General features: G+C 74.2%; 23 protein-coding genes. 10 read left to right on the top strand and 13 right to left on the bottom strand.

All coding sequences use genetic code 11. The features are described from left to right. The first annotated feature begins 7 nt into the window (after positions 1-7). Genes AB0L25_RS05720 through AB0L25_RS05710 form a run of 3 tightly spaced genes read left to right on the top strand, consistent with a single transcriptional unit; the run spans position 8 to position 2435 of the window. A complete protein-coding gene (locus AB0L25_RS05720; RefSeq protein ID WP_500169016.1) occupies positions 8-688 on the top strand; it encodes a class I SAM-dependent methyltransferase in 681 nt (226 codons plus the stop codon). A 9-nt stretch (positions 689-697) separates the two neighbouring features. Further along, a complete protein-coding gene (locus AB0L25_RS05715; protein ID WP_500169014.1) occupies positions 698-1789 on the top strand; it encodes an adenosine deaminase in 1092 nt (363 codons plus the stop codon). A gap of 7 nt (positions 1790-1796) precedes the next feature. Further along, positions 1797-2435, top strand: coding sequence for a PH domain-containing protein (locus AB0L25_RS05710; RefSeq protein WP_500169012.1), 639 nt, complete (start codon positions 1797-1799; stop codon positions 2433-2435). Here the strand turns inward: AB0L25_RS05710 and AB0L25_RS05705 are convergent. From AB0L25_RS05705 to AB0L25_RS05695, 3 genes are read right to left on the bottom strand one after another with little or no spacing between them, the layout of a single operon-like run. After that, positions 2428-4053, bottom strand: coding sequence for a phospho-sugar mutase (locus AB0L25_RS05705; protein WP_500169240.1), 1626 nt, complete (start codon positions 4051-4053; stop codon positions 2428-2430). The two genes, AB0L25_RS05710 and AB0L25_RS05705, sit on opposite strands and share 8 nt — an antisense overlap. Before the next feature lie 11 nt (positions 4054-4064). Then, positions 4065-4865 carry a purine-nucleoside phosphorylase gene (locus tag AB0L25_RS05700; RefSeq protein WP_500169010.1) on the bottom strand — a complete coding sequence of 267 codons (801 nt, stop codon included), beginning with the start codon at positions 4863-4865 and terminating at the stop codon, positions 4065-4067. Between the two features lie 33 nt (positions 4866-4898). Further along, positions 4899-5366: a gamma-glutamylcyclotransferase gene (locus tag AB0L25_RS05695; RefSeq protein ID WP_500169008.1), complete on the bottom strand. Its 468-nt coding sequence runs from the start codon at positions 5364-5366 to the stop codon at positions 4899-4901. A 100-nt stretch (positions 5367-5466) separates the two neighbouring features. Here AB0L25_RS05695 and AB0L25_RS05690 point away from each other — a divergent pair, with 100 nt between their 5' ends. After that, on the top strand, positions 5467-6852 hold the full coding sequence (locus AB0L25_RS05690; protein ID WP_500169006.1) for an NAD(P)H-quinone dehydrogenase: 1386 nt from the start codon (positions 5467-5469) through the stop codon (positions 6850-6852). A gap of 60 nt (positions 6853-6912) precedes the next feature. Here AB0L25_RS05690 and AB0L25_RS05685 read toward each other — a convergent pair whose 3' ends face one another. After that, positions 6913-8196, bottom strand: a complete 1284-nt coding sequence (locus AB0L25_RS05685; protein WP_500169004.1) for an ArsB/NhaD family transporter — start codon at positions 8194-8196, stop codon at positions 6913-6915. A gap of 73 nt (positions 8197-8269) precedes the next feature. Next, complete coding sequence (locus tag AB0L25_RS05680) at positions 8270-8728, bottom strand: CBS domain-containing protein (protein WP_500169002.1); 459 nt, start codon at positions 8726-8728, stop codon at positions 8270-8272. 311 nt (positions 8729-9039) lie between these two features. On the opposite strand from AB0L25_RS05680, the gene AB0L25_RS05675 reads away from it, so the two are divergent. Continuing rightward, positions 9040-9690 (top strand): response regulator, encoded by a 651-nt coding sequence (locus AB0L25_RS05675; RefSeq protein ID WP_500169000.1) that lies wholly within the window; start codon positions 9040-9042, stop codon positions 9688-9690. A 40-nt stretch (positions 9691-9730) separates the two neighbouring features. On the opposite strand, the gene AB0L25_RS05670 is transcribed toward AB0L25_RS05675, so the two are convergent. The 5 genes from AB0L25_RS05670 to AB0L25_RS05650 all read right to left on the bottom strand — a co-directional run bounded on the left by AB0L25_RS05670 (position 9731) and on the right by AB0L25_RS05650 (position 14990). After that, the gene (locus AB0L25_RS05670) at positions 9731-10720 is read right to left on the bottom strand and encodes a sensor histidine kinase (RefSeq protein WP_500168998.1); all 990 of its coding nucleotides are present in this window, start codon (positions 10718-10720) and stop codon (positions 9731-9733) included. Between the two features lie 4 nt (positions 10721-10724). Beyond that, on the bottom strand, positions 10725-11048 hold the full coding sequence (locus AB0L25_RS05665) for a DUF5313 family protein (RefSeq protein WP_500168996.1): 324 nt from the start codon (positions 11046-11048) through the stop codon (positions 10725-10727). Positions 11049-11057: 9 nt separating this feature from the next. Then, positions 11058-12470, bottom strand: coding sequence for a hypothetical protein (locus tag AB0L25_RS05660; protein ID WP_500168994.1), 1413 nt, complete (start codon positions 12468-12470; stop codon positions 11058-11060). Between the two features lie 198 nt (positions 12471-12668). After that, positions 12669-14435 carry an acetyl/propionyl/methylcrotonyl-CoA carboxylase subunit alpha gene (locus AB0L25_RS05655; RefSeq protein ID WP_500168992.1) on the bottom strand — a complete coding sequence of 589 codons (1767 nt, stop codon included), beginning with the start codon at positions 14433-14435 and terminating at the stop codon, positions 12669-12671. A gap of 312 nt (positions 14436-14747) precedes the next feature. Beyond that, the gene (locus AB0L25_RS05650) at positions 14748-14990 is read right to left on the bottom strand and encodes a type B 50S ribosomal protein L31 (RefSeq protein WP_500168990.1); all 243 of its coding nucleotides are present in this window, start codon (positions 14988-14990) and stop codon (positions 14748-14750) included. A 167-nt stretch (positions 14991-15157) separates the two neighbouring features. Between AB0L25_RS05650 and AB0L25_RS05645 the strand changes: the two genes are divergently transcribed. Beyond that, a complete protein-coding gene (locus AB0L25_RS05645; RefSeq protein WP_500168988.1) occupies positions 15158-15703 on the top strand; it encodes a hypothetical protein in 546 nt (181 codons plus the stop codon). 250 nt (positions 15704-15953) lie between these two features. Next, on the top strand, positions 15954-16226 hold the full coding sequence (locus AB0L25_RS05640) for a WXG100 family type VII secretion target (RefSeq protein ID WP_026402572.1): 273 nt from the start codon (positions 15954-15956) through the stop codon (positions 16224-16226). 70 nt (positions 16227-16296) lie between these two features. Here AB0L25_RS05640 and AB0L25_RS05635 read toward each other — a convergent pair whose 3' ends face one another. Then, a complete protein-coding gene (locus tag AB0L25_RS05635; RefSeq protein WP_500168986.1) occupies positions 16297-20808 on the bottom strand; it encodes a type VII secretion EssC family protein in 4512 nt (1503 codons plus the stop codon). Between the two features lie 154 nt (positions 20809-20962). Further along, entirely contained in the window at positions 20963-21880 is a 918-nt protein-coding gene (locus tag AB0L25_RS05630) for an NAD-dependent epimerase/dehydratase family protein (protein ID WP_500168985.1), read from the bottom strand. Between the two features lie 154 nt (positions 21881-22034). Here AB0L25_RS05630 and AB0L25_RS05625 point away from each other — a divergent pair, with 154 nt between their 5' ends. Beyond that, positions 22035-22754 carry a TetR/AcrR family transcriptional regulator gene (locus tag AB0L25_RS05625; protein WP_500168983.1) on the top strand — a complete coding sequence of 240 codons (720 nt, stop codon included), beginning with the start codon at positions 22035-22037 and terminating at the stop codon, positions 22752-22754. On the opposite strand, the gene AB0L25_RS05620 is transcribed toward AB0L25_RS05625, so the two are convergent. Next, a complete protein-coding gene (locus AB0L25_RS05620; protein WP_500168981.1) occupies positions 22751-23389 on the bottom strand; it encodes a TetR/AcrR family transcriptional regulator in 639 nt (212 codons plus the stop codon). The two genes, AB0L25_RS05625 and AB0L25_RS05620, sit on opposite strands and share 4 nt — an antisense overlap. Positions 23390-23515: 126 nt before the next feature. Between AB0L25_RS05620 and AB0L25_RS05615 the strand changes: the two genes are divergently transcribed. Together AB0L25_RS05615 and AB0L25_RS05610 are read left to right on the top strand one after the other, a co-directional pair. Then, positions 23516-25561, top strand: a complete 2046-nt coding sequence (locus tag AB0L25_RS05615; RefSeq protein ID WP_500168979.1) for an FAD-binding protein — start codon at positions 23516-23518, stop codon at positions 25559-25561. 381 nt (positions 25562-25942) lie between these two features. Then, positions 25943-26926: a hypothetical protein gene (locus AB0L25_RS05610; protein ID WP_500168977.1), complete on the top strand. Its 984-nt coding sequence runs from the start codon at positions 25943-25945 to the stop codon at positions 26924-26926.

Below are 26926 nucleotides of genomic sequence, written 5' to 3'. Positions count from 1 at the left end.
ATTCCTCGTGGACACGCGCGCCTCCTACGACGCGATGGCCGCCGACTACGCCGCGTGGATCCGGGACGAGCTGGCCGCCAAACCCCTCGACCGGGCGATGCTCGACGGCTTCGCCGAGCACGTCCGTCCCGGTCCGGTCGCCGACGTGGGCTGCGGCCCCGGCCGGATCACCGCGTACCTGCACGCGCGCGGCGTCCGGACGTCCGGCGTCGACCTGTCGCCGCGGATGATCGAGGTCGCCCGCGCGGCGCACCCGGACCTGCGCTTCGAGGTCGGCTCGCTGCTCGACCTCCCCCTGCCGGACGGCTCGCTCGCCGGCCTCCTCGCCTGGTACTCGATCATTCACGTCCCGCCGGAGCGCCTCCCGGACGCGTTCGCCGAGTTCCACCGCGTCCTGGCGCCGGGCGGCCACCTGCTGCTCGCCTTCCAGGCCGGGGACGGGACGGCGCGCCGGACGCGCGCCGGCGACCACGCGATCGCGCTCGACTTCCACTACCGGCGCCCCGGCGACGTCGCCGCCCTGCTCGCCCGCACCGGCCTGGACGTCCGGGCCCGGCTCGTCCGGGAACCCGACGAGGACGGCCCCTACGCGGAGCGCCACGCCCAGGCGTTCCTCCTCGCCCGCAAGCCCGCCGGGCGGACGGACGGCCCGGCGGGCGCGGGAGACGGGGACGGGTTTCCCGGGTAGATTTCTGAGATGGACGAGCGGCCTACTCTCGAGGACATCCGGCGCGCGCCGAAGGTGCTGCTGCACGACCATCTGGACGGCGGGGTGCGGCCGGAGACGGTCGTGGAGCTGGCGGAGGAGACCGGGTACGCGGGGCTGCCCGAGACGGACGCGCGGAAGCTGCGGGCGTGGTTCGAGGCGGCGTCGGACTCGGGGTCGCTGGAGCGGTACCTCGAGACGTTCTCGCACACCGTCGGGGTGATGCAGTCGGCGGACGCGCTGGCGCGGGTCGCCTACGAGTGCGCGGAGGACCTCGCGAACGACGGGATCGTGTACGCGGAGGTGCGGTACGCGCCCGAGCTGCACACCCGGACGGGCATGCCGCTGGAGCAGGTCGTCGAGGCGGTGCTGGACGGCTTCGCGCGGGGCGGCCGGGACCACGGGATCCGGGTCGGGGCGCTGCTGACGGCGATGCGGCACCAGGCGAGGTCGAAGGAGATCGCGGAGCTGGCGGTCCGGTACCGGGACGCGGGCGTGGTGGGGTTCGACATCGCGGGGGCGGAGGCGGGGTACCCGCCGACCCGGCACCTGGACGCGTTCGAGTACCTGCAGCGGGAGAACGCGCACTTCACGATCCACGCGGGCGAGGGGTTCGGGCTGCCGTCGATCTGGCAGGCGATCCAGTGGTGCGGCGCCGACCGGCTCGGGCACGGCGTGCGGATCATCGACGACATCGAGGCCGCGGGGTCCGAGCCGCAGCTCGGGCGGCTCGCGAACTATGTCCGGGACAAGCGGATCCCGCTGGAGATGTGCCCGACGTCGAACATCCAGACGGGCGCGGCGAAGTCGATCGAGGAGCACCCGATCGGGCTGCTGCGGAGGCTGCACTTCCGGGTGACCGTCAACACCGACAACCGGCTGATGAGCGGGACGACGCTGTCGGAGGAGTTCGCGAAGCTCGTCGACGCGTTCGGGTACGGCTGGGACGACCTGCAGTGGTTCACCGTGAACGCGATGAAGTCGGCGTTCGCGCCGTTCAACGACCGGCTGGAGCTGATCAACGGGGTGATCAAGCCGGGGTTCGCGCAGCGGAAGTGGAGCGGGACGCGGCCCCTGGCATGATGCGAGCATGACGATTCGTTCCACCGGCGGGCGCGTGGCCGCGTTCGCGTGGCTGGCGTTCGCCGCGCTCAACATCGCGGATCTCGTCTTCGGCTTCACCGGTGACCCCGAGTACTCGCTGACGACGTACACGATCGCGGCCCTCCTGCTGCTCGGCTGCGGGATCGCCTACACGGTCGGGCTGCGGCCGGCGATCGTCGGCGACGACGAGGCGCTGACCGTCCGGAACCCGCTGCGGGACGCGCGGGCCCCGTGGGGCGCCGTCCGGTCGATCGAGGGCCGGGAGGCGATCGTCGTGCGGTTCACCGGACCGGACGGCGACGAGCTGCAGACGCGCGCGTGGGTGCACCAGACGTCGCCCCGCGCGCAGGCCAAGGCGGAGGCGCGCGCGCGGAAGCAGGACGCGAAGCTGGGGGCGCAGGTCAAGGGCCGCACCCCGGCGGGGTACGCGGCGGAGCGGCTCAACGAGATGCGGGACCGGCAGCGGCCGAAGACCCGGTCGGGCGCGCCCGACAAGGCCGCCGCGGCCGCGCGGGACGCCGAGGACGTGCGCGGCTCGGTGTCGTGGTCGATCCCGGCGGTCGCGGCCCTGGCCGTCCCGGGCGCGGCCGTGCTGGCGTGCTGCGTCCTCGCGTTCGTCAACTGACCAGCTCGGCGACCCCCCGGCGCAGGACTTCGAGCGAGGTCTCCGCGCGCCCGCGGGCGTCCGCGACGTCGTCCTTCGCGGGCTCCACGACCTCCAGGTAGCACTTGAGCTTCGGTTCGGTCCCGGACGGCCGGATCACCACGCGCGCGCCGCCCTCCAGGCGGAACCGGAGCCCGTCGGTCGGCGGCAGGCCGTCCGCCGGGCGGGACAGGTCGTCGAACGTCTCGACGGCGCGCCCGCCGAGGCGGGCGGGCGGTGCGGCGCGCAGCCGGGCCATCGTCGCCGCGATCTCCGACAGGTCGTCCACCCGGACCGACACCTGCGCGGTGGCGTGCAGCCCGTACCGGCGGGCCTGGTCGTCGAGCAGATCGAGCAGGGTGCGGCCGTCGCGGGCCGCCTCGGCGGCGAGCGCGGCGACCGCGAGCGCCGCGCCGATGCCGTCCTTGTCGTTGACGGGGACGCCCCGGTCGTCGCCGACGCTGTAGCCGAGGGCCTCCTCGTAACCGAACACGAGCCGGTCGGCGCGCGTCCCCGCCTTCATGATCCACTTGAAGCCGGTGAGCGACTCGGCGAACCGGACGCCGTGCGCGCGGGCGATCGCCCCGAGCAGCGACGACGACACGATCGTGGTCACGACGAGCCGGTCGCCGCCCGCGGTGTGCCGCAGGACGTGCTCGGCGAGGAGCCCGCCCACCTCGTCGCCCGTGAGGACCCGCCACCCGGACGGCCCCGGCACCGCGACCGCGCACCGGTCGGCGTCCGGGTCGTTCGCGATCACGAGGTCCGCGTCCCGCTCGGCGGCGAGGGCCAGCGCGAGGTCGAGCGCGCCGGGCTCCTCCGGGTTCGGGAACGCGACGGTCGGGAAGTCGGGGTCCGGGTCCGCCTGCTCGGGGACGGCGACGGGCGCGGGGAACCCCGCGCGGACGAACGCCGCGTGCAGCACGTCGAACCCGACGCCGTGCATCGGCGTGTACACGACCGAGACGTCGCGGGCGTCGCCGAGGCGGAGCCCGGACACGGCGTCCAGGTACGGGGCCGGATCGTCGCGGACGTCCCAGTGCGCGCCGAGGGGCAGGTCGTCGACGCGGCCCACGGCGTCGATCGCGGCGGAGATCTCGGCGTCCAGCGGCGGCACGATCTGCGCGCCGTCGCCCCAGTACACCTTGTAGCCGTTGTCGCGGGGCGGGTTGTGGCTCGCCGTCACCATGACGCCCGCCGCCGCGCGGGACGTCCGGACGGCGTGCGCGAGGACCGGCGTCGGCACCGGCTCGGCGAACACCTCGACGGTGTGGCCCGCGCCGGTCAGGACGGCCGCGGTGTCGCCGGCGAACCGGTCCGACTTGTGCCGGGCGTCGAACCCGACGACCACGTGCGAGCCCGCCGGGAGCGTCGCGGCGAGCCCGGCGGCGGCCCGCAGCACCGTGACCCGGTTCATCCGGTTCGGCCCCGCGCCAAGCTCGCCCCGCAGCCCGGCCGTCCCGAACTCCAGCCGGGACCCGAACCGGTCGGCGAGCGCCTGCTCGTCCCCGGCGTCCAGGACGTCGCGCAGCTCGGCGCGCGTGTCGGGATCGGGATCCTGCGCCAGCCACTCCTCGGCGGCCTCGCGGAGGTCGCGCACCGAGAGGCCGCTCACAGCTTCGACAGGACGGTCGCGAGCAGGGAGCCCATGCGGCCCGCGGCGGCGCGGCCGGCGGCCAGGACCTCCTCGTGGTCGAGGGGCTCGTCCGACAGGCCCGCCGCGATGTTCGTGACCAGCGAGATGCCGAGGACGTCCGCGCCGCCCCGGCGGGCCGCGATCGTCTCCAGCACCGTCGACATGCCGATCATGTCGGCGCCCAGCGTGCGCAGCATCCGGATCTCGGCGGGCGTCTCGTAGGTCGGGCCGCGGAACGCCGCGTACACGCCCTCCGCGAGCGTCGGGTCGACCTCGCGGGCGAGGGCCCGCAGCCGTCCCGAGTACGCCTCGGTCAGGTCGAGGAAGTCGGCGCCGGCCAGCGGGTTCGCGCCCGTCAGGTTCAGGTGGTCGGAGATCAGGACCGGCTCGCCGACGTGCTGGGTCTCCGGCCGCAGCCCGCCCGCCGCGTTCGTGAGGACGATCGTGCCCGCGCCCGCGGCGAGGGCCGTCCGGACGCCGTGCACGACCGGGTCCACGCCGCGTCCCTCGTACAGGTGCGTGCGGCCGAGGAACACCAGGGCGCGGCGCCCGGCGACGTCCACCACCCGGATGCGGCCCGCGTGCCCCTCGACGGCCGGCGGCGGGAACCCCGGCAGGTCCGTGACCGGCAGTTCGGCGATCGGGTCGCCGAGCGCGTCGGCGGCCGGGACCCAGCCGGAGCCCATCACCAGGGCCACGTCGAACGCGTCGATGGACGTGCGCGCCCGCAGCTCGTCCGCCGCGGAGCGCGCCAAGGTAAAAGCGTCGTTGCTCACAAAGCCGACACTACCGGGGAGCCCGCGCCGCGCTTAATCACCGATCGACTGATCACCGATCGACGCGCACGGACGGTTCCGCAGCTCCTTGACGTAGTCGTCCGGGGCGCCCGCGGCCTCGGCGGCGTCGGCGAGGATGCCCAGGTACCGCGCCGACGGCAGCCCGCCCTCGTAGTCGTCGAGGACGTACATCCAGCAGAGCGCGTCGCCGTCGAGGGTCTGCACCCGGACGCGGATCTTCCGGTACACGCCGAGGGCCGCGCCCTCCCAGGCGTCCAGCTCCTTCTCGTCCCAGCTCGGCACGTCGTAGATCACGACGAAGACCTGCTCGGCGGAGTCCTCGACGACGGTCGCGAGAGCACCCTCCCAGCCCTTGTCCTGCCCGCCGAAGGTCAGCCGCCAGCCGGCGAGCCACCCGGTGCCGCGCATCGGCGAATGCGGGGCCCGGAGCGCCATCTGGTCGGGGTCCATGTTGGAGGCGTACGCCGCGTACAGTGCCACGCCGCCCAAGGCTACGCCACGCGACGCCGCAGGTCGCCTTGGCGGCGCCGATGTCCGCGGTTGGACTTGTCACTGCGTTGAGTAGGAAAGAATCGGAAGTATGACCCGCATCGTCATCATCGGAGGAGGACCGGGCGGTTACGAGGCCGCTCTCGTCGCGGCGCAGCTCGGCGCCGATGTGACCGTCGTGGAACGCGACGGTCCCGGCGGGGCGTGCGTGCTGACCGACTGCGTGCCCTCGAAGACGCTCATCGCCACCTCGACCCGGATGGCGGTCATGTCGGAGTCGGAGGCCCTCGGGCTGCGGTTCAGCGGCGGCCCGGACGGGATCGTCGGCGGCCTCGAAGCCGACATGGCCACCGTGAACAAGCGCGTCAAGGACCTCGCGCGGGCGCAGTCGTTCGACGTCGCCGAACGGCTCGCGTACGAGGAGGTGAAGATCGTCCGCGGGGAGGCGCGGCTGGTGGAGCCGCACGTCGTCGCGGTCGGCGAGCGCCGCATCCGGGCCGACATCGTGCTGATCGCGACCGGCGCCACGCCGCGCGTGCTGCCCGGCGCCGAGCCCGACGGCGAGCGCATCCTCAACTGGCGGCAGCTCTACGACCTGCCGGAACTGCCCGCCGAGCTGATCGTCGTCGGCTCCGGCGTCACCGGCGCGGAGCTGGCCGGCGCGTACCTGTCGCTCGGGTCGAAGGTCACGCTGGTGTCGTCGCGGGACCGCATCCTGCCGACCGAGGACGCCGACGCCGCGTCCGTCCTGCAGGAGGTCTTCCTGCGGCGCGGCATGAACGTCATGTCGCGGTCGCGGGCGGCGAGCGTGGAGCGGTCCGGGAACGGCGTGATCGTCACGCTGGAGGACGGCACCAAGGTCGAGGGCTCGCACTGCCTGATGACCGTCGGGATGATCCCGAACACGACCGGGATCGGGCTCGAGGACGTCGGCGTCGAGTGCGACGACCGCGGGTTCGTCAAGGTCGACAAGGTGTCGCGGACGTCCGTCCCGCACATCTACGCGTCGGGGGACTGCACCGGCATCCTGATGCTCGCGTCCGTCGCGGGGATGCAGGGCCGGATCGCGATGTGGCACGCGCTCGGCGAGGCCGTCCAGCCGCTGAAGCTCGGGTGGGTCGCGTCGAACATCTTCACCGACCCCGAGGTCGCGTCGGTGGGCGTCACCCAGCAGATGGTCGACTCGGGGGAGGTCAACGCCCGGACGGTCATGCTGCCGCTGTTCACGAACGCGCGCGCCAAGATGCAGGGGTTCGAGGACGGCTTCGTGAAGCTGTTCTGCCGCCCGTCCACCGGCATCGTCCTCGGCGGCGTCATCGTCGCGCCCCGCGCGAGCGAGCTGATCCTCGGCGTGTCCGTCGCGGTGCAGCAGCACCTGACCGTCGACCAGGTGGCGCACACCTTCGCGGTGTACCCGTCGCTGTCCGGCAGCATCACCGAGGCGGGCCGCCGCCTGATGACCGAGCACGCGTACTGAGCGGGTGCGCCGATCGGGCACGCCGGGAAGGGCGCGCCCGATCGGCGGGAGACCGCGACGTCAGGTGAAGTAGCGCAGGGCCACGTAGACCCAGGCCATCAGCGTGCTCAGTACGGTGACGATGATCCCGTACTTGGTGAACTGCCAGAAGCTGATCGGGTGGCCGCTCTTGGCGGCGATCCCGATCGCGACCACGTTGGCGCTCGCCGCGATGGCCGTCCCGTTGCCGCTGAAGTCGGCGCCGAGCGCGAACGCCCACCACAGCGCCTCACCGGTCTGCGGATCGGCGGTCGCCGCGAGTCCCTCCACGATCGGCGCCATCGTCGCCGTGTAGGGAATGTTGTCGAAGAACGCGCCGAGGACGGCCGAGCCGAACAGCAGGCCGGTCGCGGCGGCGAAGTAGTCGTCGCCGACCGTGTCCACGGCCCAGGTGCCGATGGTCTCGATGACCCCGGTGTGCCCGAGACCGGCCACCATGACGAACAGTCCCGCGAAGAAGACCAGCACGGACCATTCGACCTCCCGCATGACCTCCGGCACGTCCGCCCCGGTGACCAGCAGCATGACGCCCGCGCCGATGAGCGCGACGACCGACGGCTCGACGTGCACGACCGAGTGCAGGCCGAAGGCGACGATCACGCCGGCGAGGACGACCATGCACCGGATCAGCAGCCCGGTGTCGGTGATCGCCTTCCGCTCGTCCAGCGACATCACCTCGGCCGCGTACTCCGGGTTGTACTTGAACGACTTGCGGAACAGCACCCGCGACAGCAGCACGAACGCGATGAAGATGATCACCACGATCGGTGCCATGTGGACGAGGAAGTCGTTGAACGTCAGTCCCGCCCGGCTGCCGATGATGATGTTCGGCGGGTCGCCGATCAGGGTGGCGGCCCCGCCGATGTTGGACGCCAGCACCTCGGCGATGAGGTACGGGATCGGCGAGATCCGCAGCCGCTGGCAGACGACCACCGTCACCGGCGCCACCAGCATGATCGTGGTGACGTTGTCCAGGAACGGCGAGGCGACGGCGGTGATGAGCATCAGCAGCACCATGAGCCGGTACGGCTTGCCCTTCGACCGTTTCGCCGCCCAGATCGCCAGGAAGTCGAACACCCCGGTGTTCTTGATGATCCCGACGATGATCATCATGCCGAGCAGCAGGAAGATGACGTTCCAGTCGATCCCGTCGTGCTCGGAGAAGAAGACGTCGGCGCCGGGGGTGAGCCCGAGCACCGTCATCACCCCGGCCGCGATCAGGACGACCTTGGTCTTGTCGACCTTCTCCGTCGCGATGAAGAAGAACGCGATGACGAAGACGGCGAGCGCCGCGAGAGCGCTCACCGGGCACCGTCCCGGCGGCAGACGTCGGCCGGCCCCCGACAGGGACCGGCCGACGTTCCGCCGAGGCCCCCGCCTAGTCGTCCGGCCGCGCCAGCGCGAGGGCGGACAGCAGCCGGTCGAGCGTGACCGCGCCGGCCAGCAGGCCCGCGTCGTCCACCACCGCGACCAGCGGGCTGCGCTGCCGCGCCATCAGGGTGGCGAGCTCCAGCAGCGTCGCCGACTGTTTCACGATGACCGGGCGGGGCGTGTGCGTTCCGATGCACGCCCCGACCGTCCTGTCCTGGATCTCGTGCCAGAACACGTCCGCGTGCGCCTCGTCCACGGTGCGGGTCAGCGCCGTGTCCTCCTGGTAGGCGACGGGCACCGCGAGCCGCAGCACCTGCGTTCCGGGCAGGACGACCCGGGGGCGCTGCCGTTCGTCCAGCACGATCAGGCCGGGCAGCCGGCCGAGCGCCATGACCTGGATCGCGTGCGCGATCGAGTCGTTCATCGTCACGGTCGGCACCTGGATGGCGATGTCCCGCGCTAGCATGACGTCCTTTCGGCTCCCGGAGAGCCTGGTTCTTCGGGCTGATAGGTCCCTCCTCCTCACGCCGGGGACGGTCCCGTCGCAGGACGATGGCCTCTTGGGAGCCTTGAGCGGAGGGCGGTGCCCGCCGCCGAGTCGCTGTGCCATATGTCCGCCCCTTTCTGCGTACATCGACCAGTTTTCTCGGCGGTGGATCACATCGTTATCGGGTGTAACACCCACATCTGCCTGGTTGAAGCATGTATCTGCAGGCCGGACGGGGGTGCCCGAGGAGGCGCGCACCTAGGATGGAGGCGGAGACCGGAGGTGATCGGTTGCACGCTCGGGAGTCCGCCACCCGCATCCTGCTGGCCGACGACCACGCGCTGATCCGCCGCGGGCTGCGGGTGATCCTGGACGCCGAACCCGACATGACCGTCGTCGCCGAGGCCGGCGACGGGGCGGAGGCGATCGACGCGATCGCCCGCAGCGAGGTGGATCTGGCGATCCTGGACATCGCGATGCCCCGCATGACGGGCCTGCAGGCCGCGCGGGAGATCGCCGCCCGCTTCCCGGGCGTCAAGATGCTCATGCTGTCGATGTACGACAACGAGCAGTACCTGTTCGAGGCGCTGAAGGCGGGCGCGTCCGGGTACGTGCTGAAGTCGGTGGCCGACCGCGACCTGCTGAACGCGATCCGCTCGGCGACGCACGGGGAGTCGTTCCTGTATCCGGGGGCCGTCACGCTGCTGGTCCGCGAGTACCTGAACCGGGCGCGGGACGGCGAGGAGCTGCTCACCCCCCGCGAGGAGGAGATCACCAAGCTGATCGCCGAGGGGCACTCGTCCAAGGAGATCGCGGAGATCCTCACGATCAGCGTGAAGACGGTCGACCGGCACCGCGCGAACGTCCTCGGCAAGCTCGGCATGCGCGACCGGGTCGAGCTGACCAAGTACGCCATCCGCGTCGGGCTCGTCGAACCCTGATCCCGGCCCCCGCGTGGGACGGGACGGCCGGCGGCCATCGTCAGTCCCGCACCGGGTACTGCCTGCGGCGCGCGCCCTTCGGCGGCACGACCAGCCGCACCTCGGTGCCCCGGCCGCCGTCCGCCGCGCCGATCGACAGCTGTGCGCCGACGAGCATCGCGCGCTCCCGCATCCCGCGGATGCCCGCCCCGGCCCGTTCGGGCGGCCCGCAGCCGTCGTCCGCGACGCGCAGCACGAGGCCGCCGTCCGGGGCCTGCCGCAGGGACAGCTCGGCGTGGCGCGCGCCGGCGTGCCGCCAGACGTTCGTCAGGCTCTCCTGCGCGATCCGGTAGACGACCAGTTCGACGTCCGCGCCGACCCCGTTGATCCCGGTCTGCACGTCGCGGGTGACGTGCGGCCCGCCCGAGAAGTCCGCGGGCAGCGCGATGAGCGCGCTGGTCAGGCCGAGGTCGTCCAGGACGCCCGGACGCAGCCGCCGTGCGACGTGCCGCACCTCGTCCAGGCTCGACCGGACGACCTCCAGGACGCCGCGCAGTTCCGCCGCGACCTCGCCGGGCGCCCGGTCGGCCACCGACTTCAGCTCCAGCAGCGCGACGGTGAGCGTCTGGCCGATCTCGTCGTGGAGCTCCTGGGCGATGCGGCGCCGCTCGGCCTCCTGGGCGTCCAGCACCATCGCCGTCCCGGTGCTGCGGTCGACCTCCAGGCGGTCGAGCATGGAGTTGAACTCGTCGACGAGGTGGAACAGGTCGCCGCTCTCCTTGGTCGCGAGGCGGTCGCCGGAGCTCAGCGAGTCCATCCGCGCCATCAGCGTGGTGAGCCGTCCCAGCGGCGCGAGGCTGGCGCGCAGCAGCAGCGCGTTCGCCAGCATCATCACGGCGAGCCCGACCAGCAGGACGGGCAGTTCCCGCAGCAGCACCATCGAGGAGACGGTGACGGGCGCGAGCGCGAGGGCCGCGGTGCCGAGCGCGAAGATCAGTCCGTTGATGCCGAGGATGCGCCAGTACAGTGCGGGGACGGGTGCCGTGCTCATGCCCTCACCGTATGCGGGGCGGCTCGGCGATGCCGTGCCGCCGCATCCGCGACCGGCGCAGCTCGTCCGCGGTGATCGCCACGGCCAGCAGGCTCGCGGACATGGCCATCATCGGCACCGACACGTGCACCCACCAGGGGCCGGGCAGCAGCGCCAGCACCGCGCACACCGGGATCATCAGGCACACGTGCCGCCACAGCAGGCGGCCCCGCCACCCGGCGTCGGTGAGCTCGTGCCGGACCCAGTCGCGGTTGCCGGGCGGCAGCCGCAGCCCGAGCGTGTACCGCACCTGGCCCCACGGCCCGGGGTCGCCTGGGATGCGCGGCATCGCGGCCCCTCAGAAGCCCCCGAAGTCGCCGAATCCGCCGCCACCGCCGCCGAAGTCGCCGCTGCCGAAGTCCCAGCCGCCGCCGACGTCGCCGCCCTCGCCGCCGAATCCGCCGGACATGTCGCCGCCGTAGCCGCCGAACCCGCCGGACATCATCGAGCCGAGCATGGTGCCGACCATCATGCCGGTCAGCAGGTCGAACCCGCCGTAGCCGTAGTAGTACCCGCCCGCGTACGGCGCGTACGCCGGGCCCGCGTTGTAGTAGGGCCGCCGCGCGCCGTGGTACGGGACCATCCGGACGTCCGGTTCGCCGCCGCCCAGCACCGCCTGGGCGTCCGCCGCGCACGCCGGGACGGACCGGGCCGTGCCGCCCGGCGGCGCCCACACGACGTCCTGGACGGACGGGCCGTGGTTCGGGTTGAAGAAGCAGGGGGCGCGCCGCTCCGGCACCTCGTCGCCCGCGAGCCGGGCGCGGGTCGCGAGCATGAAGAACCGGCCGTCCTCCAGCGCGCGGGTGACGTTCTGCATGTCCTCGGGACGGGCGGCGCGGTCCGTCGCGCGCTTCGCCTCGTCGTAGGAGTTCATCGCGTGCTCGTAGTCGGCGCGGATCGCCGGGTCGAGCTTCTTGTCCATGACGTCGAGGTCGAGCCCGGCGATGTCCTCGCCGAGGAGCGTGACGTCCTCCTCCACGCCTTCCTTGAGCTCCGCCATCTCCCTGGCCTGCCGCTCCTGCCGGCGCCGCCGCGACACGAGGAACACCGACATCGCCGCCGCGACCAGCGCGATGACGAGGCCCAGCATCACGTACCCGACGGTCGCCGCCGACGCGGAGTTCTCGTCGACCCGCTTCTCGGCCCGCTCGCCGAAGTCGATGATCCGGTCCTTGAGCGGCTGGCCGTTGGTGCGGGTGATGATCTGGTTGATCTCGCCCTCGTCCAGGTTCTGCGAGATCCCGGCCATCAGCCGCCCGTTCGCGGTGACGCCGACGTACGTCTCGCCCTCGCCGACGCGGTTCGCGACGGACACGAGCATCTGCCCCATCTGCTGCTGGGTGATGCCGTCGTCGACCACGACCGCGCGGACGTCGGCGTCGCCGAGCCCGTTCAGCGCGGACTCGACCTGCTGCCGGTCCGCCGCGCTCAGCGCGTTCCCGGCGTTGCTCGTCACGTACAGCCGCGAGTCGACCAGCCCGTTGGCGATCTGCCCGACGGTGTCGCCCGCCCGCGCGGGCGCGGCCTGCGGGGCCTGCGGCGCGGCCGGGGCGGCCGCGACGTGCTGGACGGACGCGGACGCGGCGGGACGCGCGGTGTCGGGGGTCGAGGCGGCGGCGGGGGCGGCGAGACCGGCCGCGACGACGCCCGCCACGAGCGCGGGAAGCGCCATGCGACGAGCCGTCCGGGCGGTCCGGTTGTCGGAGCTCATGTCTCTAGTCTGCCTCGCCGGAGAGCCAGACAATCAGCCCGTCATGTCCCTTTTCGGAAAATCCCGAACCGGTGCGGAGACGGTCCGCTACACAGCGTGCCGGCGTCCCCGGGGGGCCCGGCCCGGAAACGCGAACGGGTGCCGTCCCCGGCGGGGGAGCGGCACCCGGATCGCGAAATCGCCGAGCGGCGCCGGACGTCAGTCCTTGATGTCGCAGATGGACGCGCCCGCCGTGACGGTCTGGCCGACCTCGGCGGACAGGCCCGTGATCGTCCCGGCCTTGTGCGCGGTCAGCGGCTGCTCCATCTTCATCGCCTCGAGCACCACGACCGTGTCGCCCGCCTCGACGGTCGCGCCGTCCTCGGCGACGATCTTGACGATCGTGCCCTGCATCGGGCTGACCAGCGAGTCGCCGGACGCCTGCGCGGCGGCGCCCTTCTTGCCCGCGCGGCGCTTGGCGGGCGCCTGCCCGGCCGCGGCGCCGCCGGCCGCCGACGCGCCGAGGCCCGCCGGGAGCACGACCTCGATGCGCTTGCCGCCGACCTCGACCGTGACCCGCTCCCGCTCGCCCGCGGCCTCCTCGTCGGCCGGGACCGCCTCGAACGGCGGGATCGTGTTGTCGAACTCCGTCTCGATCCACCGGGTGTGGACGGCGAACGGCTCGGCGTCGTCCGCGGGGACGAACGCGGGGTCGTCCAGCACCGCGCGGTGGAACGGCAGGACGGTCGGCATCCCGTCGATCGTGAACTCGGCGAGGGCGCGGCGCGCGCGCTCCACGGCCTGGCGGCGGGACGCGCCGGTGACGATCAGCTTCGCGATCAGCGAGTCGAACGCCTGCGGGACCGTCTGCCCGGTCACGTACCCGGAGTCGAGCCGGACGCCCGGCCCGTGCGGCGGGTCGAACGCGCTCAGGGTGCCGACGGCGGGCAGGAAGCCGCGCCCGGCGTCCTCGGCGTTCAGCCGGAACTCGATCGAGTGGCCGCGCAGCTCGGGGTCGCCGTAGCCGAGCTCCTCGCCGTCGGCGATGCGGAACATCTCGCGGACCAGGTCGACGCCCGCGACCTCCTCGGTCACCGGGTGCTCGACCTGCAGCCGCGTGTTGACCTCGAGGAACGAGATCGTCCCGTCCTGGCCGACGAGGAACTCGCAGGTGCCCGCGCCGACGTACCCGGCCTCCTTCAGGATGGCCTTCGAGGAGGTGTACAGCAGCTCGAGCTGCTCCTCCGACAGGAACGGCGCCGGGGCCTCCTCGACGAGCTTCTGGTGGCGGCGCTGCAGCGAGCAGTCACGGGTCGACACGACGACCACGTTGCCGTGCTTGTCGGCCAGGCACTGCGTCTCGACGTGCCGCGGCTTGTCCAGGTACCGCTCGACGAAGCATTCGCCGCGGCCGAACGCGCCGACCGCCTCCCGGACGGCCGACTCGTACAGCTCCGGGACCTCCTCGAGCGTCCGGGCCACCTTGAGCCCGCGCCCGCCGCCGCCGTACGCCGCCTTGATCGCGATCGGCAGCCCGTGCTTCTTCGCGAACGCGACGACCTCGTCGGCGCCCGACACCGGGTCGGTGGTGCCCGCGACCAGCGGCGCGCCGACCTTCTGCGCGATGTGCCGCGCCTGCACCTTGTCGCCCAGCGCGGTGATCGCGGCGGGCGGCGGCCCGATCCAGGTCAGCCCGGCGTTCTGCACGGCGGACGCGAAGTCCGCGTTCTCGGACAGGAAGCCGTACCCCGGGTGGACGGCGTCCGCGCCGGCCTCCGCCGCGATCTTCAGCAGCTTCTCGATGTCCAGATAGCTCTCGGCCGCCGTCGAGCCGCCGAGCGCGTACGCCTCGTCCGCGACCCGCACGTGCAGCGCGTCCAGGTCCGGCTCGGCGTACACGGCGACACTGGCCAACCCTGCGTCGCTACAGGCACGGGCAATTCGGACCGCGATCTCGCCGCGGTTGGCGATCAGGACCTTGCGCACGTGGGTCTCCTCCCTCAACCTCGCACCGCGCAGTCTAGATAACCGCCCTTTGAGGTTTTCGTAAGGCCCTCCTTATACGGGCCCGACCGCCGCGTTCACCGGGGTGGAGGCGGGATTCGCGCGTCCCGGCCAGCGGGACCGCCGGACGCGCGGAGGGCCCGCACCCGGGCGGATGCGGGCCCTCGGACGGGCGGGCGGCGCGGCGCGCGGGGCCGACGGGGCGCATGGTCCGCGGCCCCGCCCGCGCCGTCCGTCCGGAGTGGCGCATGTCTCAGCGCGCGCGTCCGGCGCGCCTGTTCGATGCGGCTGTTCTCAGCGGTTGTAGCGGCGGTTGAACTTCTCGACCGCTCCGGTCGTGTCGAGCACGCGCCCCTGTCCGGTGTAGAACGGGTGGCTCGCCGACGAGACGTCCACGTCCACCACCGGGTAGGTGCGGCCGTCCTCCCACTCGACGGTCCGGTCGGTGCGGGCCGTGGACCGGGTGAGGAAGGCGTGGCCGGCGGCGCGGTCGCGGAAGACGACGGGGCGGTACTCCGGGTGGATGTGCTGCTTCATGTCCCCGTCAACACAGTGAGAACGGTTTTCATTCCAACCTTAGGGCGGGCTGGCGCGGGGGCGCCGGAACCCCCGGTCGGCAAGGGGATTCGTCCGGTTTCGCGCGAGCCCGGACGCGTCCCCGGGACGGCGTGTATCTTCGCCAATGATCAGTGGGAGGAGGAGGCATGGTGCGCCTGTGGCTGCGGGTCTTCCTGGCGGTCGCCATCGCGGCGGCCTGCCTGCCCGTGCCCTCGTCCGCGATGCGCCGCGGCGCCCCCCGGGTGGACGGCGAGACGACCGAGCAGCTCGCCGCCGTCGCGAACACGCTGCTGCAGCACCGCTCGCAGGCCCTCGTGCAGACGCGGGACCGCGACCGCACCCGGCTCCCCGAGGAGATCCTCGGCGTCCGGATCTCCCCGCGGGTCGCGCGCGTGCAGGCCAAGGCCCTCCGCGAGCTGGAGAACCGCAACCGGGCGCCGGTCGCGGGCGGCCCCGCCTACACCGGCGCGCGGACGACGCTCGACGAGGCCAGCGCGGTCCGCGACGGCGACGTGGTGACGCTCGAGGCCGTCGAGCACACGGTCGTCCGGTACGACACCGGCAAGATGCGGCAGGACGTGCGGCGCCGGTTCGAGTTCAAGGACATCGACGGGCGGCTCACGCTGATCGGCGAACGGGTCCTCGACCCGGACGTCCGGCCCGTGAACGACCCGGTCCGCGCGGCCGGGTGAATGCCCGGAAAGCGCCGGGCGGCCGGGCCCTGAATGTTTTCTGACGCACGGTAATTGGCCGGGTCACAAGCGTGCGGAGCGCCGCTCCCGACGTGGCCGAAGGCGTGCGCGCCGCCGCGTTACGACCACATCCGGTCAGCGCAGCAGGGCGGAAATGTCCGCCTATCTCCGGCGGATCGCCCGCGTGGCACTGGATTCCGATGATCCTGCGGGCGTAGGCTGGCGCCATTCTTTACGAAAGGCCACAGTGATGAGCGGTGACAAGCGCGGCGCCAACATCGGCGAGCTCGAGGAACTGTCCCGGATCTTCGCCAAGCACGGCCGGAACCTCGACGCCCTGATCAGAGACCTCAACGGCCGCACGGTCAGCTCCAGCGCCGTCTGGTGGGGGCCCGGCGCCGACCGGTTCCGCGCCGCGTGGGCCGAGGCCAAGACCGCCTTCGACAAGATGGCCATCGCCCTGGAGCAGGGCAGCCAGGACATCAAGCGCTCGCAGCAGAACATCGAGGCCGCCACCCGCTGACGCCTCGCCCCCGAGCCGCGGGTCCCGGCCCATCCCCCCGAGGCCGGGGCCCGCTCCTTTTCGCCGCAGGTCAGTCGCCGGTCACCGGCGGCGGCAGCGCCACCTGGATCTGCGTGGTCGTGCCCGTGGCGACGAACAGCCCGCGCCCGCTCGGCCCCGCCAGGGGCGCGTTGCGCGGCAGCCGCAGGCCGAACAGGTCGCCGTCGTCCGCCGACTCGATCGACAGCAGGACGCCCGAGCGCGACCGCCGCGCGTCCGCGAGGAACCCCCGGTAGCCGCGCCCCAGGTCGGTGGTCGTGCCGCCGATGACGACCGCGTGCTCGCCGTCCCGCGCCGTCCGCAGCACGTCGCACAGCGCGTCGTCGAGGTCGGTCTCGTCCAGCAGCTCGGCGTCGTCCACGACCACGACGTACCGGTGCTCGTCGCCGATCGCCGCCTCGAGGTCGCCCGCGTCCGCGTCGGACGCGAGGACGCCGAGCACGCCGGGGCGCCCCGACAGCAGCCGCAGCGGCGACCGGCGCGGCGTCACCAGCACCACCGGCACCAGCCCGCCGCCGACCGCCGGGTCCAGCAGCGAGTGGACGATCGTGCGGAGCGTCGTCGAGCGCCCCGAGCGCGGCGGCCCCGCGACCGCGAACCCGGGGCCCTCGTTCAGCAGGTCGATCCCGACGGGCGCGAGGGTGTCGCCGCCGACCCCCACGAGCGCCCACAGCGCGGACGGCGCGAGGAACTCGGCGTCCAGCGCCATCGCCTCCCGGTAGGTGACCCGCACCGGCAGCTCGTCCACGTGCAGCGGGCGGCGGCGGCGCGGCAGCCGCCCGTACCGGGCGACGCAGCCGCGCGCGATCTCCTGCAGGGCCGCGACCTGCGCCGTCCCGGACGGGTCGTCGCCGAGCAGCCCGATCTGCGACTCGCGCGGCGGGGCGCCCGGCGCGGTCGCCTCCAGGGCGCGGCCCGGCGGCATCGCGGCCGGGACGTGCCGGTCCTGCAGGCCCGCGTAGCCGTAGTCGTTCGGGTCGGCCATCCGCAGGATCAGCCGCCGGTCGAACACGGTGGAGACCTGCCCGGACAGGCCGGAGCGGTCGCCGGTGAACACGGCGCGCAGCCCTACCGCGGCGCCCTCCCGCAGCAGCCGCAGGATCTGGTCGACGAGCCGGCCGTAGTCGTAGTGCTCGAACGCGCCGAGGAAGCCCTCCCAGCGGTCGAGGAGCAGCACCATCCACGGCAGCCGGTCGGTGGCGGCGACCGCGGCGCGCTGCTCGGGCAGCGACGCGAACCCGGCCTCCGCGAACAGCTGCTGCCGCCGCGCGACCTCCGCCGACAGCGCGGTGATCAGCCGCTCGCAGCGGTCGAGCTGGTCGCGGGTGACGACCGCGCCGCAGTGCGGCAGCGCCACCAGCGGCAGCAGGGCGTTCGCCCCGCAGTCGACCGCGTACAGGTGCGCGTCGAACGGGGAGCACGCCCCCGCGAGCGACCCGGCGATCGTGCGGAGCGCCGTCGACCGTCCCGACTGGGCCGCGCCCGCGAGGTACAGGTGGCCGCCGGACGCCAGGTCGAGCGCCAGCTCCTCCCGCGACTGGACGGCGGGCAGGTCGGTGATGCCGAACGCGATCGGCGGGACGTCCACGACGGACCCGCCCGCCGCCGTCCGCGGCGTCAGCCGGACCTGCTCGGGCAGCGGGTTCAGCCACGGCGACGGCTGCCGCGCGATCCCGGCGCGCCGCGCGGCCTCGTCCACGGCCTGCACGAGGACGGCCAGGTCGGTGACGGCGGCCGCGTCGTCGGCGGCCTCGCGCGGCGCGGGCGGCGGGTGCCCGAGGCCCTGCCAGGGGAGCGGCAGGACGGTCGTGCGGCGCGCGGCCGTGCCCGGCCGGCGCCCGCCGATCCGGGCCGACTGCACGGCGTGCGGCGCCGACACGCCCGACCGGACGTAGCAGCGGCCCGGCAGCGACTTCGGGATCTGCACGGCGTCGGCCGAGTCGAGCACGTCGGTGGAGTCGTCGGCGCCGGTCACCCGCAGCGCGATCCGCAGGTTCGTGTTCGCCCGCATGTCCGCGGTGACGACCCCGGCGGGCCGCTGCGTCGCGAGGATCAGGTGGACGCCGAGGGAGCGGCCCCGGCGGCCGATGTCGACGAGCCCGGCGACGAAGTCGGGCAGCTCCTCGACCATCGCGGCGAACTCGTCGATCACCAGGACGAGCCGGGGCATCGGCGCGGACGCGGGCGTGCGCCCGTCGACGTAGTCCTCGATGTCCTTCGCCCCGGACTCCAGCAGGAGCACCTCGCGGCGCCGCAGCTCGGCCGCCAGCGACTCCAGCGCGCGTTCCGTCGCGTGCCCGTCCAGGTCGGTGACCATCCCGACGGTGTGCGGCAGCTTCGCGCACTCGGCGAACGCCGAACCGCCCTTGTAGTCGATCAGCACGAACGTCATCTCGTCCGGCCGGTTCGCGACCGCGAGCGACGCGATGAGCGTCTGCAGCAGCTCGGACTTCCCGGCGCCGGTCGTCCCGGCGATCAGCCCGTGCGGGCCGTCCGTGCGCAGGTCGATCTCGTACGGTTCGCGGCCCGCCCGTCCCGCGCGGGCCCCGGCGGAGCCGACGCCGATCGGGACGCGGGTCGTCCGCCCGCCGGTCCGCGTCCACGACTGCAGGACGGCCTCGGCGGTGGGGTCGGGCATGGCGAGCAGGTCGAGCAGCCGCACGTTCGCGGGGAGGGACTCGTCGGCGTCCTCCCTGGACACGTCCCGGACGGGCGCGAGCGCGCGCGCCACCCGGTCCGTCCAGGCGGGGGAGACCTGGTCGGCGAGCACGGGGCCCACCGCGTCGAGGTCCTGCCCCTGGAGGTGGACGACGGCCGGGTACTGCGGGTCCCAGGACGCGACGGCGCTGCATTCCTCGGGCAGCAGCCGTTCCTCGTCGTCGATGCAGATCGCGTAGAGCCCGTACTCCGCGCCCCTCGACAGGAGCATGGGCATGCCGGGGACGCGCCTCAGCGCGCGCGCCCCGTCCAGGACGATCAGGATGTTGTACGGGACCGCGTCAGCGGGCTTTGCCTGCCCGCCCAGGAACTGGGTTTCGGCCTGGGACGCGCGCCGCCGCTCGGTCACGCGCATGGCCAGTTCGGTGATGCGGTGCGCGATGGACGACTGGTCGGTGCCGACGAGCGCCGTGCAGTCCTCGTCCTCGCGCGGCGCGCAGTGCGGCAGCCAGCGCACCCAGTTCCACTCGTCGGCCGCGTCGGGCTCGGCCGACAGCACGACGATCGCCAGGTCGCGCGGGCTGTGCAGCGCCGCGGCCTGCCCGACCAGCCAGCGGGCCAGCGCCCGCGACGCCGGGCGAGGCCCCGTGAGGCCCAGCACGCCGACGTCCGCCAGCGGCAGCGCCACCGGCACCTGCCGCGCCACCGGGACCGGCACCGGCGCGCCCTCGCCCGCCCCGCCGTCGACCAGCTCGACGCGCGCGGGCAGGTCGGCGAGGCCGACCCGCAGGTGCAGGGCGTCCGGGTCGTCGCGGCGCCGCTCCCACAGCCGCCGCCGGGGCCCGGTCGCGGTGAGCAGGACCTCGGCGGGGTCGGGGTGCAGGGCGCGGCGCTCGTCCTCGTCCTCGCGGCGCAGCCGGTCCAGCTCGCCGTCGAAGCGTCCCGCCTTGTCGTTGTACTCCCGGAGGGCCTTCTTGTACGACTTGCGGCCGTGCAGCCGGTCGCCGACCCACTCGCCGACCGTCATCAGCGGCCACGCCAGCGCGAACAGCGCCCACCACCACTGGCCGAGCGCGAAGGCCATGACCAGCCCGAACGCCGAGAACAGCAGGGCGCCGAACAGCCGCAGCCGCTCCCGCGGGTTGCGCTCCGGCCGGCGCGGCACCTCCAGCCGCCGGGCGCGCGGCGCCGGGGCCAGCCGGGGCGGCCGGTTGAACGCCATGCCGCCCTCGGGCAGCGGCTCCAGGTGGGTGTCCGGGGCCGCGCCCGGCGCCAGCGTCAGCACGCTCGCCCCGACCGACAGCATCCCGCCCGGCGCCCAGGCCGCGGGGCCCTCCAGCGGCGCCCCGTCGAGCTCCGCGCCGGGCGCGGACGGCGCCACCTGCACGCCGTCCGGCGCGACCGTCACCCGCAGCGCCCGCGGCCGCACCGCCGGGTCGTCCAGCCGCACGTCCACGTCGTCGCCGGACCCGAGGACGCTCGCCCCCAGCCCGAGCCGGTGCACCCGTCCCGCCGCCGGCCCGCCCACGACGCGCACCTCGACCAGCCCGGACGGCTCCGCGACCACGGTCGCGGCGGCGGCGTCCCGCTCGACCGCCACCACCGCGCCGTCCCGCAGTTCCTTCACCGCGCGGGCCTGCGGGTCGAGCATCCGCCCGTCCATCCACAGCGCCCGCCGCTCCGCCGGGGGCGCGGTGCCGCCGCTGCGCTGCAGCGCGTCCTTGGAGAAGCGCGGCGTCGGCACCGTCACCGACGCCTGCTGCGCGCGCCCCTCCAGCGCCGCGGCGAGCGACCGGGCGACCCCGTCCACGGTGGCCTCCGCGTCGACGTTCACCACGACGTCCCGTGGCCCGCCGCCGGTCAGCGCCGTGAACGAGATCCGCATCGAAGCCCCTCCATCGTGCGCCGTTCCGATTCCGGCGCCGCCGTCCGGGACAGCTTAATTAACGAGCCCTTCCCGGCTGGGCAGGACGACACGTATCCGCAGCATGGGAGGCGGTTTTCGGGCATTCCCGGCGGTCGAATCGGCGTTCCGGAATTCACCGCGCCCGGATGATCTCCCGCAGGGCCGCGTCCAGCGGCGTCGGCGCCATGCCGAAAGTGCGCTGGAAGTCGGACGAGTCCAGGATGTACGGCTTCTCGAACTGGTACCGCGTCTCCTTCAGCTCGCGCATCATCGGGTTGACCGCCCCGATCGCCCCGAGCACCGCCCGCGGGATCTCGTGGACCCGGGGGCGCGGCGCTCCCGCGATCTCGCACAGCCGCTCCGCGACGTCGCGCGCCGACACGGCCGGGCCGGTCGGGACGTGCCACGGGCGGCCCCACACCCGCTCGTCCGTCCCCGCGATCGCGAGCGCCTCGGCGACGTCCGGCAGGTACGTCCAGGCGTGCGGGAGCGACGGGTCGCCGACGAACATCACCCGCTTGCCGGCGAGCAGCGGCTTCACGAACCGCACCTCGCCCAGGTGCGCCTGGTCGGTGCTCTCGGGCCCGTAGTAGTCGGACGCCCGCAGTTCGGTGACCCGCACCCGCCCGGCCTCGTGGGCGGCCCGCATGTCGTCCCACATCCGCGCCCGCATCCGGCCCTTCGTCCCGGTCGCGGCGAGCGGCGTGTCCTCGGTCATCGGGCCGTCCACCGGTCCGTACCCGTAGAGGCACCCGAGCGTGACCAGCCCGGCCCCGGTGTCCTCGGCCGCGCCGAGGAACGACGCCGCCATCGGCGGCCACGCCTGCGCCCACCGGTGGTACGGCGGGTTCACGCAGTTGTAGATCGTGTCGGCGCCCTTGGCGATCGTCGCGAGCCGCCCCCGGTCCGCGACGTCCGCGGCGATCCGCTCGACCCCCGCGGGGCCCGATCCCGACCGCGTCACGACGGTCACGTCGTGCCCGCGCTCCGCCAGCCGCTCGGCCAGCTTCGTCCCGACCTGCCCTGCTCCGGCGATCACGTGCTTGCCCATGGTCCCTGCTCCTTCACGGCGTTCCGTCGCTTCGCGGAGCGCCCGTCCCGTTCGGGATCGGCGTTCCGTTTCGAGAGCAATGCTCTCTGACGAGTGCGCCGTCCGTCAAGAGCGGCGCTCTCGTTTTGTTCCGGCGCTCTGCTAACCTCGCGGCATGAGCGCTGGACGGACGGCACGGGAACGGGTGCGCGCGGAGCTGATCGCGGAGATCACCGAGATCGCCCGGCGGCAACTGGCGACGGACGGCGCGGCGGGGCTGTCGCTGCGCGCCATCGCCCGGGAGATGGGCATGGTGTCCTCGGCGATCTACCGGTACTTCCCCAGCCGCGACGACCTGCTGACGGCCCTGATCATCGACGGGTACAACGCCCTCGGCGCGGCCGTCGAACGGGCCGACGACGCCGTCCGCGGCGACCGTCCGGACGCGTTCGGGGAGCGGTGGCTCGCGGTGTGCCGGGCCGTCCGCGAATGGGCGCTCGCGCACCCGCACGAGTTCGCGCTGCTGTACGGCTCACCCGTGCCCGGCTACCGGGCCCCGCAGGACACCGTCGCGGCCGCCCTCCGCGACACGCGCGTGTACGCCCGGATCGTCACCGAGGCGCGCGCGGCGGGCGCCCTCGAACCGCTCGGCCCCTGCCCGCCCGCGCCGTCCGCCATCGCCGCCGACATGGGCCGGATCCGCGACGGCGTGGGCATGGACGTGCCGGACGACGTCGCGGCACGGGCCGTCACCGCGTGGTCGGGCCTGTTCGGCACGGTGAGCTTCGAGCTGTTCGGCACCTTCAACAACACGATCATGGACGGCGCCGCCCACTTCGACCACTCGATGGCGCTCCTCGGCCGCCTCATCGGCCTCGAAACGCCCCGGACCTAGGGCCGCTCGCCCGAGGAGCGCCGTGCACCGGCGATGACCAGGGCGGCGGTCCGCCGCAGGAAGTCGTCGGTGAGGGGTTCGCCGAGCATGAGCCGGCGGAAGTACAGCGGCCCGGCGGCGGCCTGGACGAGGTGGTCCGGATCGCTGTCCGCCGGGAGGTCGCCGCGCTCGACCGCCCGCACGAAGATCTCGCGCGACAGCCGGAAGCGGGCGGGCCAGATCTTGTCCAGCGCCCGGCGCGGCCCGGCGTTGTCGGCGGTCCGGGAGCCGGTCTCCCCGATCAGCGCGGTGATCCAGGGGCTGTCGAAGCCGCGGCGGACCTCGCGGAGGAAGGCGAGCAGGTCCTCCGCCAGATCGCCGGTGTCCGCGGGCGGCGAGATCTCGACCTGCCGGGCCGTGAACGCGGCGGCGACGAGGCTCGGCTTGTCGCCCCACCGCCGGTAGATCGTCGCCCGGTTGACGCCCGCCCGCTCGGCCACCGCCTCGATGCGCAGCGCGGCGTAGCCGACCTCGCCGAGCTCCCCGATCGTGGCGTCCAGGACCGCCTTCGCGGTACGGGCCGTGCGCCCGCCGGGCCGCCTGGTCGCCGCATCGGTGCGGAGCTGTTCGGGCTGGTCTTCCGGCTCGCCGTGCATCGTCCCACGCTACCAAACGCACCAACTTGTTGCATTTAGCCAAGGGCCGCTGTTAGCGTTAAAGCAACAGAGTGTTGCATCTACAGCCGGGGACGGCGCCGCCGCACCGGCACGGAGGAACAGGCCATGACCACGCGACACCGCACCGACCCCGAACACGTCGCCCGGCATCTGCGGGCCGTCCTGAACCCCGAGACCGTGCACACCGCCGGCCCCGTCCGCGACGCCGTGTGCCGCCTGTGGAACGGCGCGGTCGACGCCGCCCCCGCCGCCGTCGTCGCCTGCACCACCGCCGCGGAGGTCGCGGCCGCCGTACGGGCCGCGCGCGAGCTGGACGTCCCGCTGTCGGTCCGCGGCGGCGGCCACGGCTGGAGCGGCGCCGCGCTCGCGGACGGCGGCGTGGTCGTGGACCTGCGCGGGCTGCGCGGCGTCACCGTCGACCGGTGGACGGGCGCGGCCGACGTGGGCGGCGGGACGCCGTCCATCGACGTGGCCCGGGCGGCGGAGCGGCACGGCCTGGTGGTCGCCGCCGGCACCGCGGGCGCGGTCGGTTTCGCCGGGCTGGTGCTCGGCGGCGGCTACGGCCCGCTCAGCGGGGCGCTCGGCCTGGCCGCCGACAGCCTGCTCTCCGTGGACATGGTGCTCGCCGACGGCAGGATCGTCACCGCGTCCGCGGACCACGAGCCCGAGCTGTTCTGGTCGGTCCGGGGCGGCGGCGGCAACTTCGGGGTGGTCACCCGGCTGCGGGTGCGGCTGCACCGGGTGCCGGGGCTGCTGTCGGGAATGCTGTTCTACCCGCTCGACCGGGCCGCGCCGGGCCTGGTCGCGGTCGCCGGACTGGCGCTCGACGGGCCGGACGAACTCACCGTCCAGAGCGGCCTGATCACCGCGCCCACGGGAGAGCGCGTCCTGTTCGTCGCGCCGACCTGGTGCGGCGACCCCGCGGCGGGCGAGGCGGTCCTGGCGCGGCTCGCCCCCTTGGGCGCCCCGGTGTTCGAGCAGTTCGGGCCGGCCGAGCAGAGCGCGCTGATGGCCGGCACCGACGCGCTGTTCCCGGCCGGACGGCACGTCGAGGTGCGGCCGCGCACCCTCGCCGAGCTGACGCCCGAAGCGGCGGCCGTGCTCGCCGAGGGCGCCGCGGCGGCGGAGTCGCCGCACTCGGCGGTGGCGCTGCACAGCCTGCACGGTGCGGCGGCGCGCGTCCCCGCCGATGCCACGGCGTACGGGGAGCGGCGGCCGCACCTCCTGGTGGAGAACATCGCCGTGTGGCGGGCCGACGACCCGTCCGCCGACGCGCACCGCGCATGGGTGCGCGGGCTGTGGGAGGCGCTGGCGCCGCACGCCCTGCCCGGCACGTACGCCAACCTGCTCGGCGACGACGACCCGGCCGGGGCGGAGCACGCCTACGGCCCCAACGCGGCGCGGCTGCTGCGCGCCAAGGACCGCTACGACCCCGGCGGCGCGTTCCGCGCGATCCCGCTGCCGCCCCGGGCCGACAGCCGCGACATGGTCGCCGTCCACGACATGTACCGGCGCGAGTTCGACCGGCTGCGGGCGCTGGTCGCCGCCCTGCCGGTGACGGGCCCGCCGGACGTGCCCGAGCGGGCGCGCCGCATCACCGGCCACGGGACGTTCCTCATCGAGCTGCTGCACGCCCACCACGGCAGCGAGGACGCCCTGGTCTGGCCCAAGCTCGCCGCGCGCGACCCGGCCGGGACCGGGGCCCTGACCGCGGTGATGACGGCGCAGCACGAGGAGGTCGACCGGCGGCTGCGCGCCGTCGAGGCGTCGCTCGCCGCGCTGGCGGCCCGGCCCGGCGAGGAGCGGCGCAAGGACGTCCTCGACGCCCTGGACGCGATGATCCCCCCGCTGCGCGAGCATCTCGCCCTGGAGGAGGCCGAGGCCCTGGCGCTCATCGACCGGCACCTGACCGCCGGGGAGTGGGCCGAGGTGGGCGGCATGGGCCTGGCGGCGGTGCCCCCGGAACGGGTGCCGGTGATGTTCGGGATGCTGCTCGACGGCGTCTCCGCCGAGATGTACGCGGTCTTCGCCGCGGCCGTGCCCGCCGAGGTGCTGGACGCCATGGCGCAGGCCGGGCCGCCCGCGTGGGCGGCGGTCCTGGCCGACCTGCGGGCCGCCGCCGGGACCGGCCAGGACCCCGCGGGCGCCTGAGGCCGACATCTCGACCCCGCCGTAATGGCCCCCGAGAACATCCAGGAGCACGCCGGGGGCCGGGGACGAAATGGTCCGGCAGCGGCATCATTGTTTCGGTACGGGCCGGGCCGCGCCGCGTTCTCGGGCGCCCCGAACCGCCCGCGCGGAAGGAAGTCAACGGGTCGGACGGGCTCGACCTGGAAATCTGGCGACGTATGTGACTCCTGGTCAGTGTTGATGTGATCGGCGAAATGCCTGGTCAATGCGGTATGTGTGCACTTTTAAAGGCTCGGCCTCACCGAATCCATTGACGCGGCGACGCCGCCCCCGCAAGCATGGATCGCTCGATGTTGCGCGCGGACCCGTGTGGCGGGTCCGCGGCGGGGCGGGAAGGAGCGCGTGGGCAGCGCCATGAAGGCCAACCAGTCGACCGCCGCCGGAGGCCCGTCCGGCGTCGCCTCCGGAGGGGCGCCCGGGCTCGGCCGCTCCGGGCTCGGCGCCTCCGGGGGGCAACGGCTCCCCACGCCGCCGCGGGAGCGCAAGCCCGCCCTCGCCGCCCTCGCGGTGCTGCTGATCCTCGGCGGCGCCCTCGCCAGCGCCTACCTCGTGACGGCCAGCGGCGACCGGGTGTCCGCGATCGTGATCGCGCAGCCCGTCGCGGCCGGGCAGCGGATCCCGCCGGGCGCGCTGCGGGAGGTGCCGATCGGCGACACCGGCATCGAGTACCTGAGCTGGTCCGAGGCGGCGGCGGTGACGCGGCACTACGCGACCGTCCCGCTGGTGGAGGGCACGCTGCTCACCAACGCGATGATCAGCCGGACGAACGACGCCGCGTCCGGACGCCTCGTCGTCGGGCTCGCGCTCAAACCGGGGCAGCTCCCGGTGGGCGGCGTCGTGGAGGGCAAGCACGTCACGGTGTACGCGGTCGGCGGCGGCGAGGAGGGCGGCGGCGGCCCCCGGCCCGGGACCGTCCTGGCCGCGGACGCGATCGTGGTCGGCGTCGGCGAGGGCGGCGGCGGGAACACCGTCGCGGGCGAGCGGCTCAGCTCGGGCATGACGACCGTGGACGTCGCCGTGCCGCCGGGCGAGGCCGCGGCGGTCGCGAGCGCCGCGTCCGCCGGGGCCGTCGCGATCGCGCTGATCCCGCCCGGGACCGAGGCCGGGTCCGGCGGCGCGTCGCCGCCGCCCGCGGACGGGACGCCCGGCGGCGCGCCCGCGCGGGGCGGGGCCGGGCAGGGCACGCCGACGCAGGGCACCACCCCGACGCAGGGCACGACGCCGCAGGGCACGACGCCGCAGGGCACGACGCCGCAGGGCGGGCAGCCGTCCGGCGGCGCCGGGACGCCCGGCGGCGCGCCCGGCACCGGCACGGGCGGGAACTGA

This window comes from Spirillospora sp. NPDC052242 (assembly GCF_040679555.1).
In the GTDB taxonomy this organism is placed as follows: Bacteria; Actinomycetota; Actinomycetes; order Streptosporangiales; family Streptosporangiaceae; genus Spirillospora.
The sequence above is the reverse complement of the archived record's forward strand: the minus strand, read 5'-3'. Positions and strand labels throughout refer to the sequence as shown.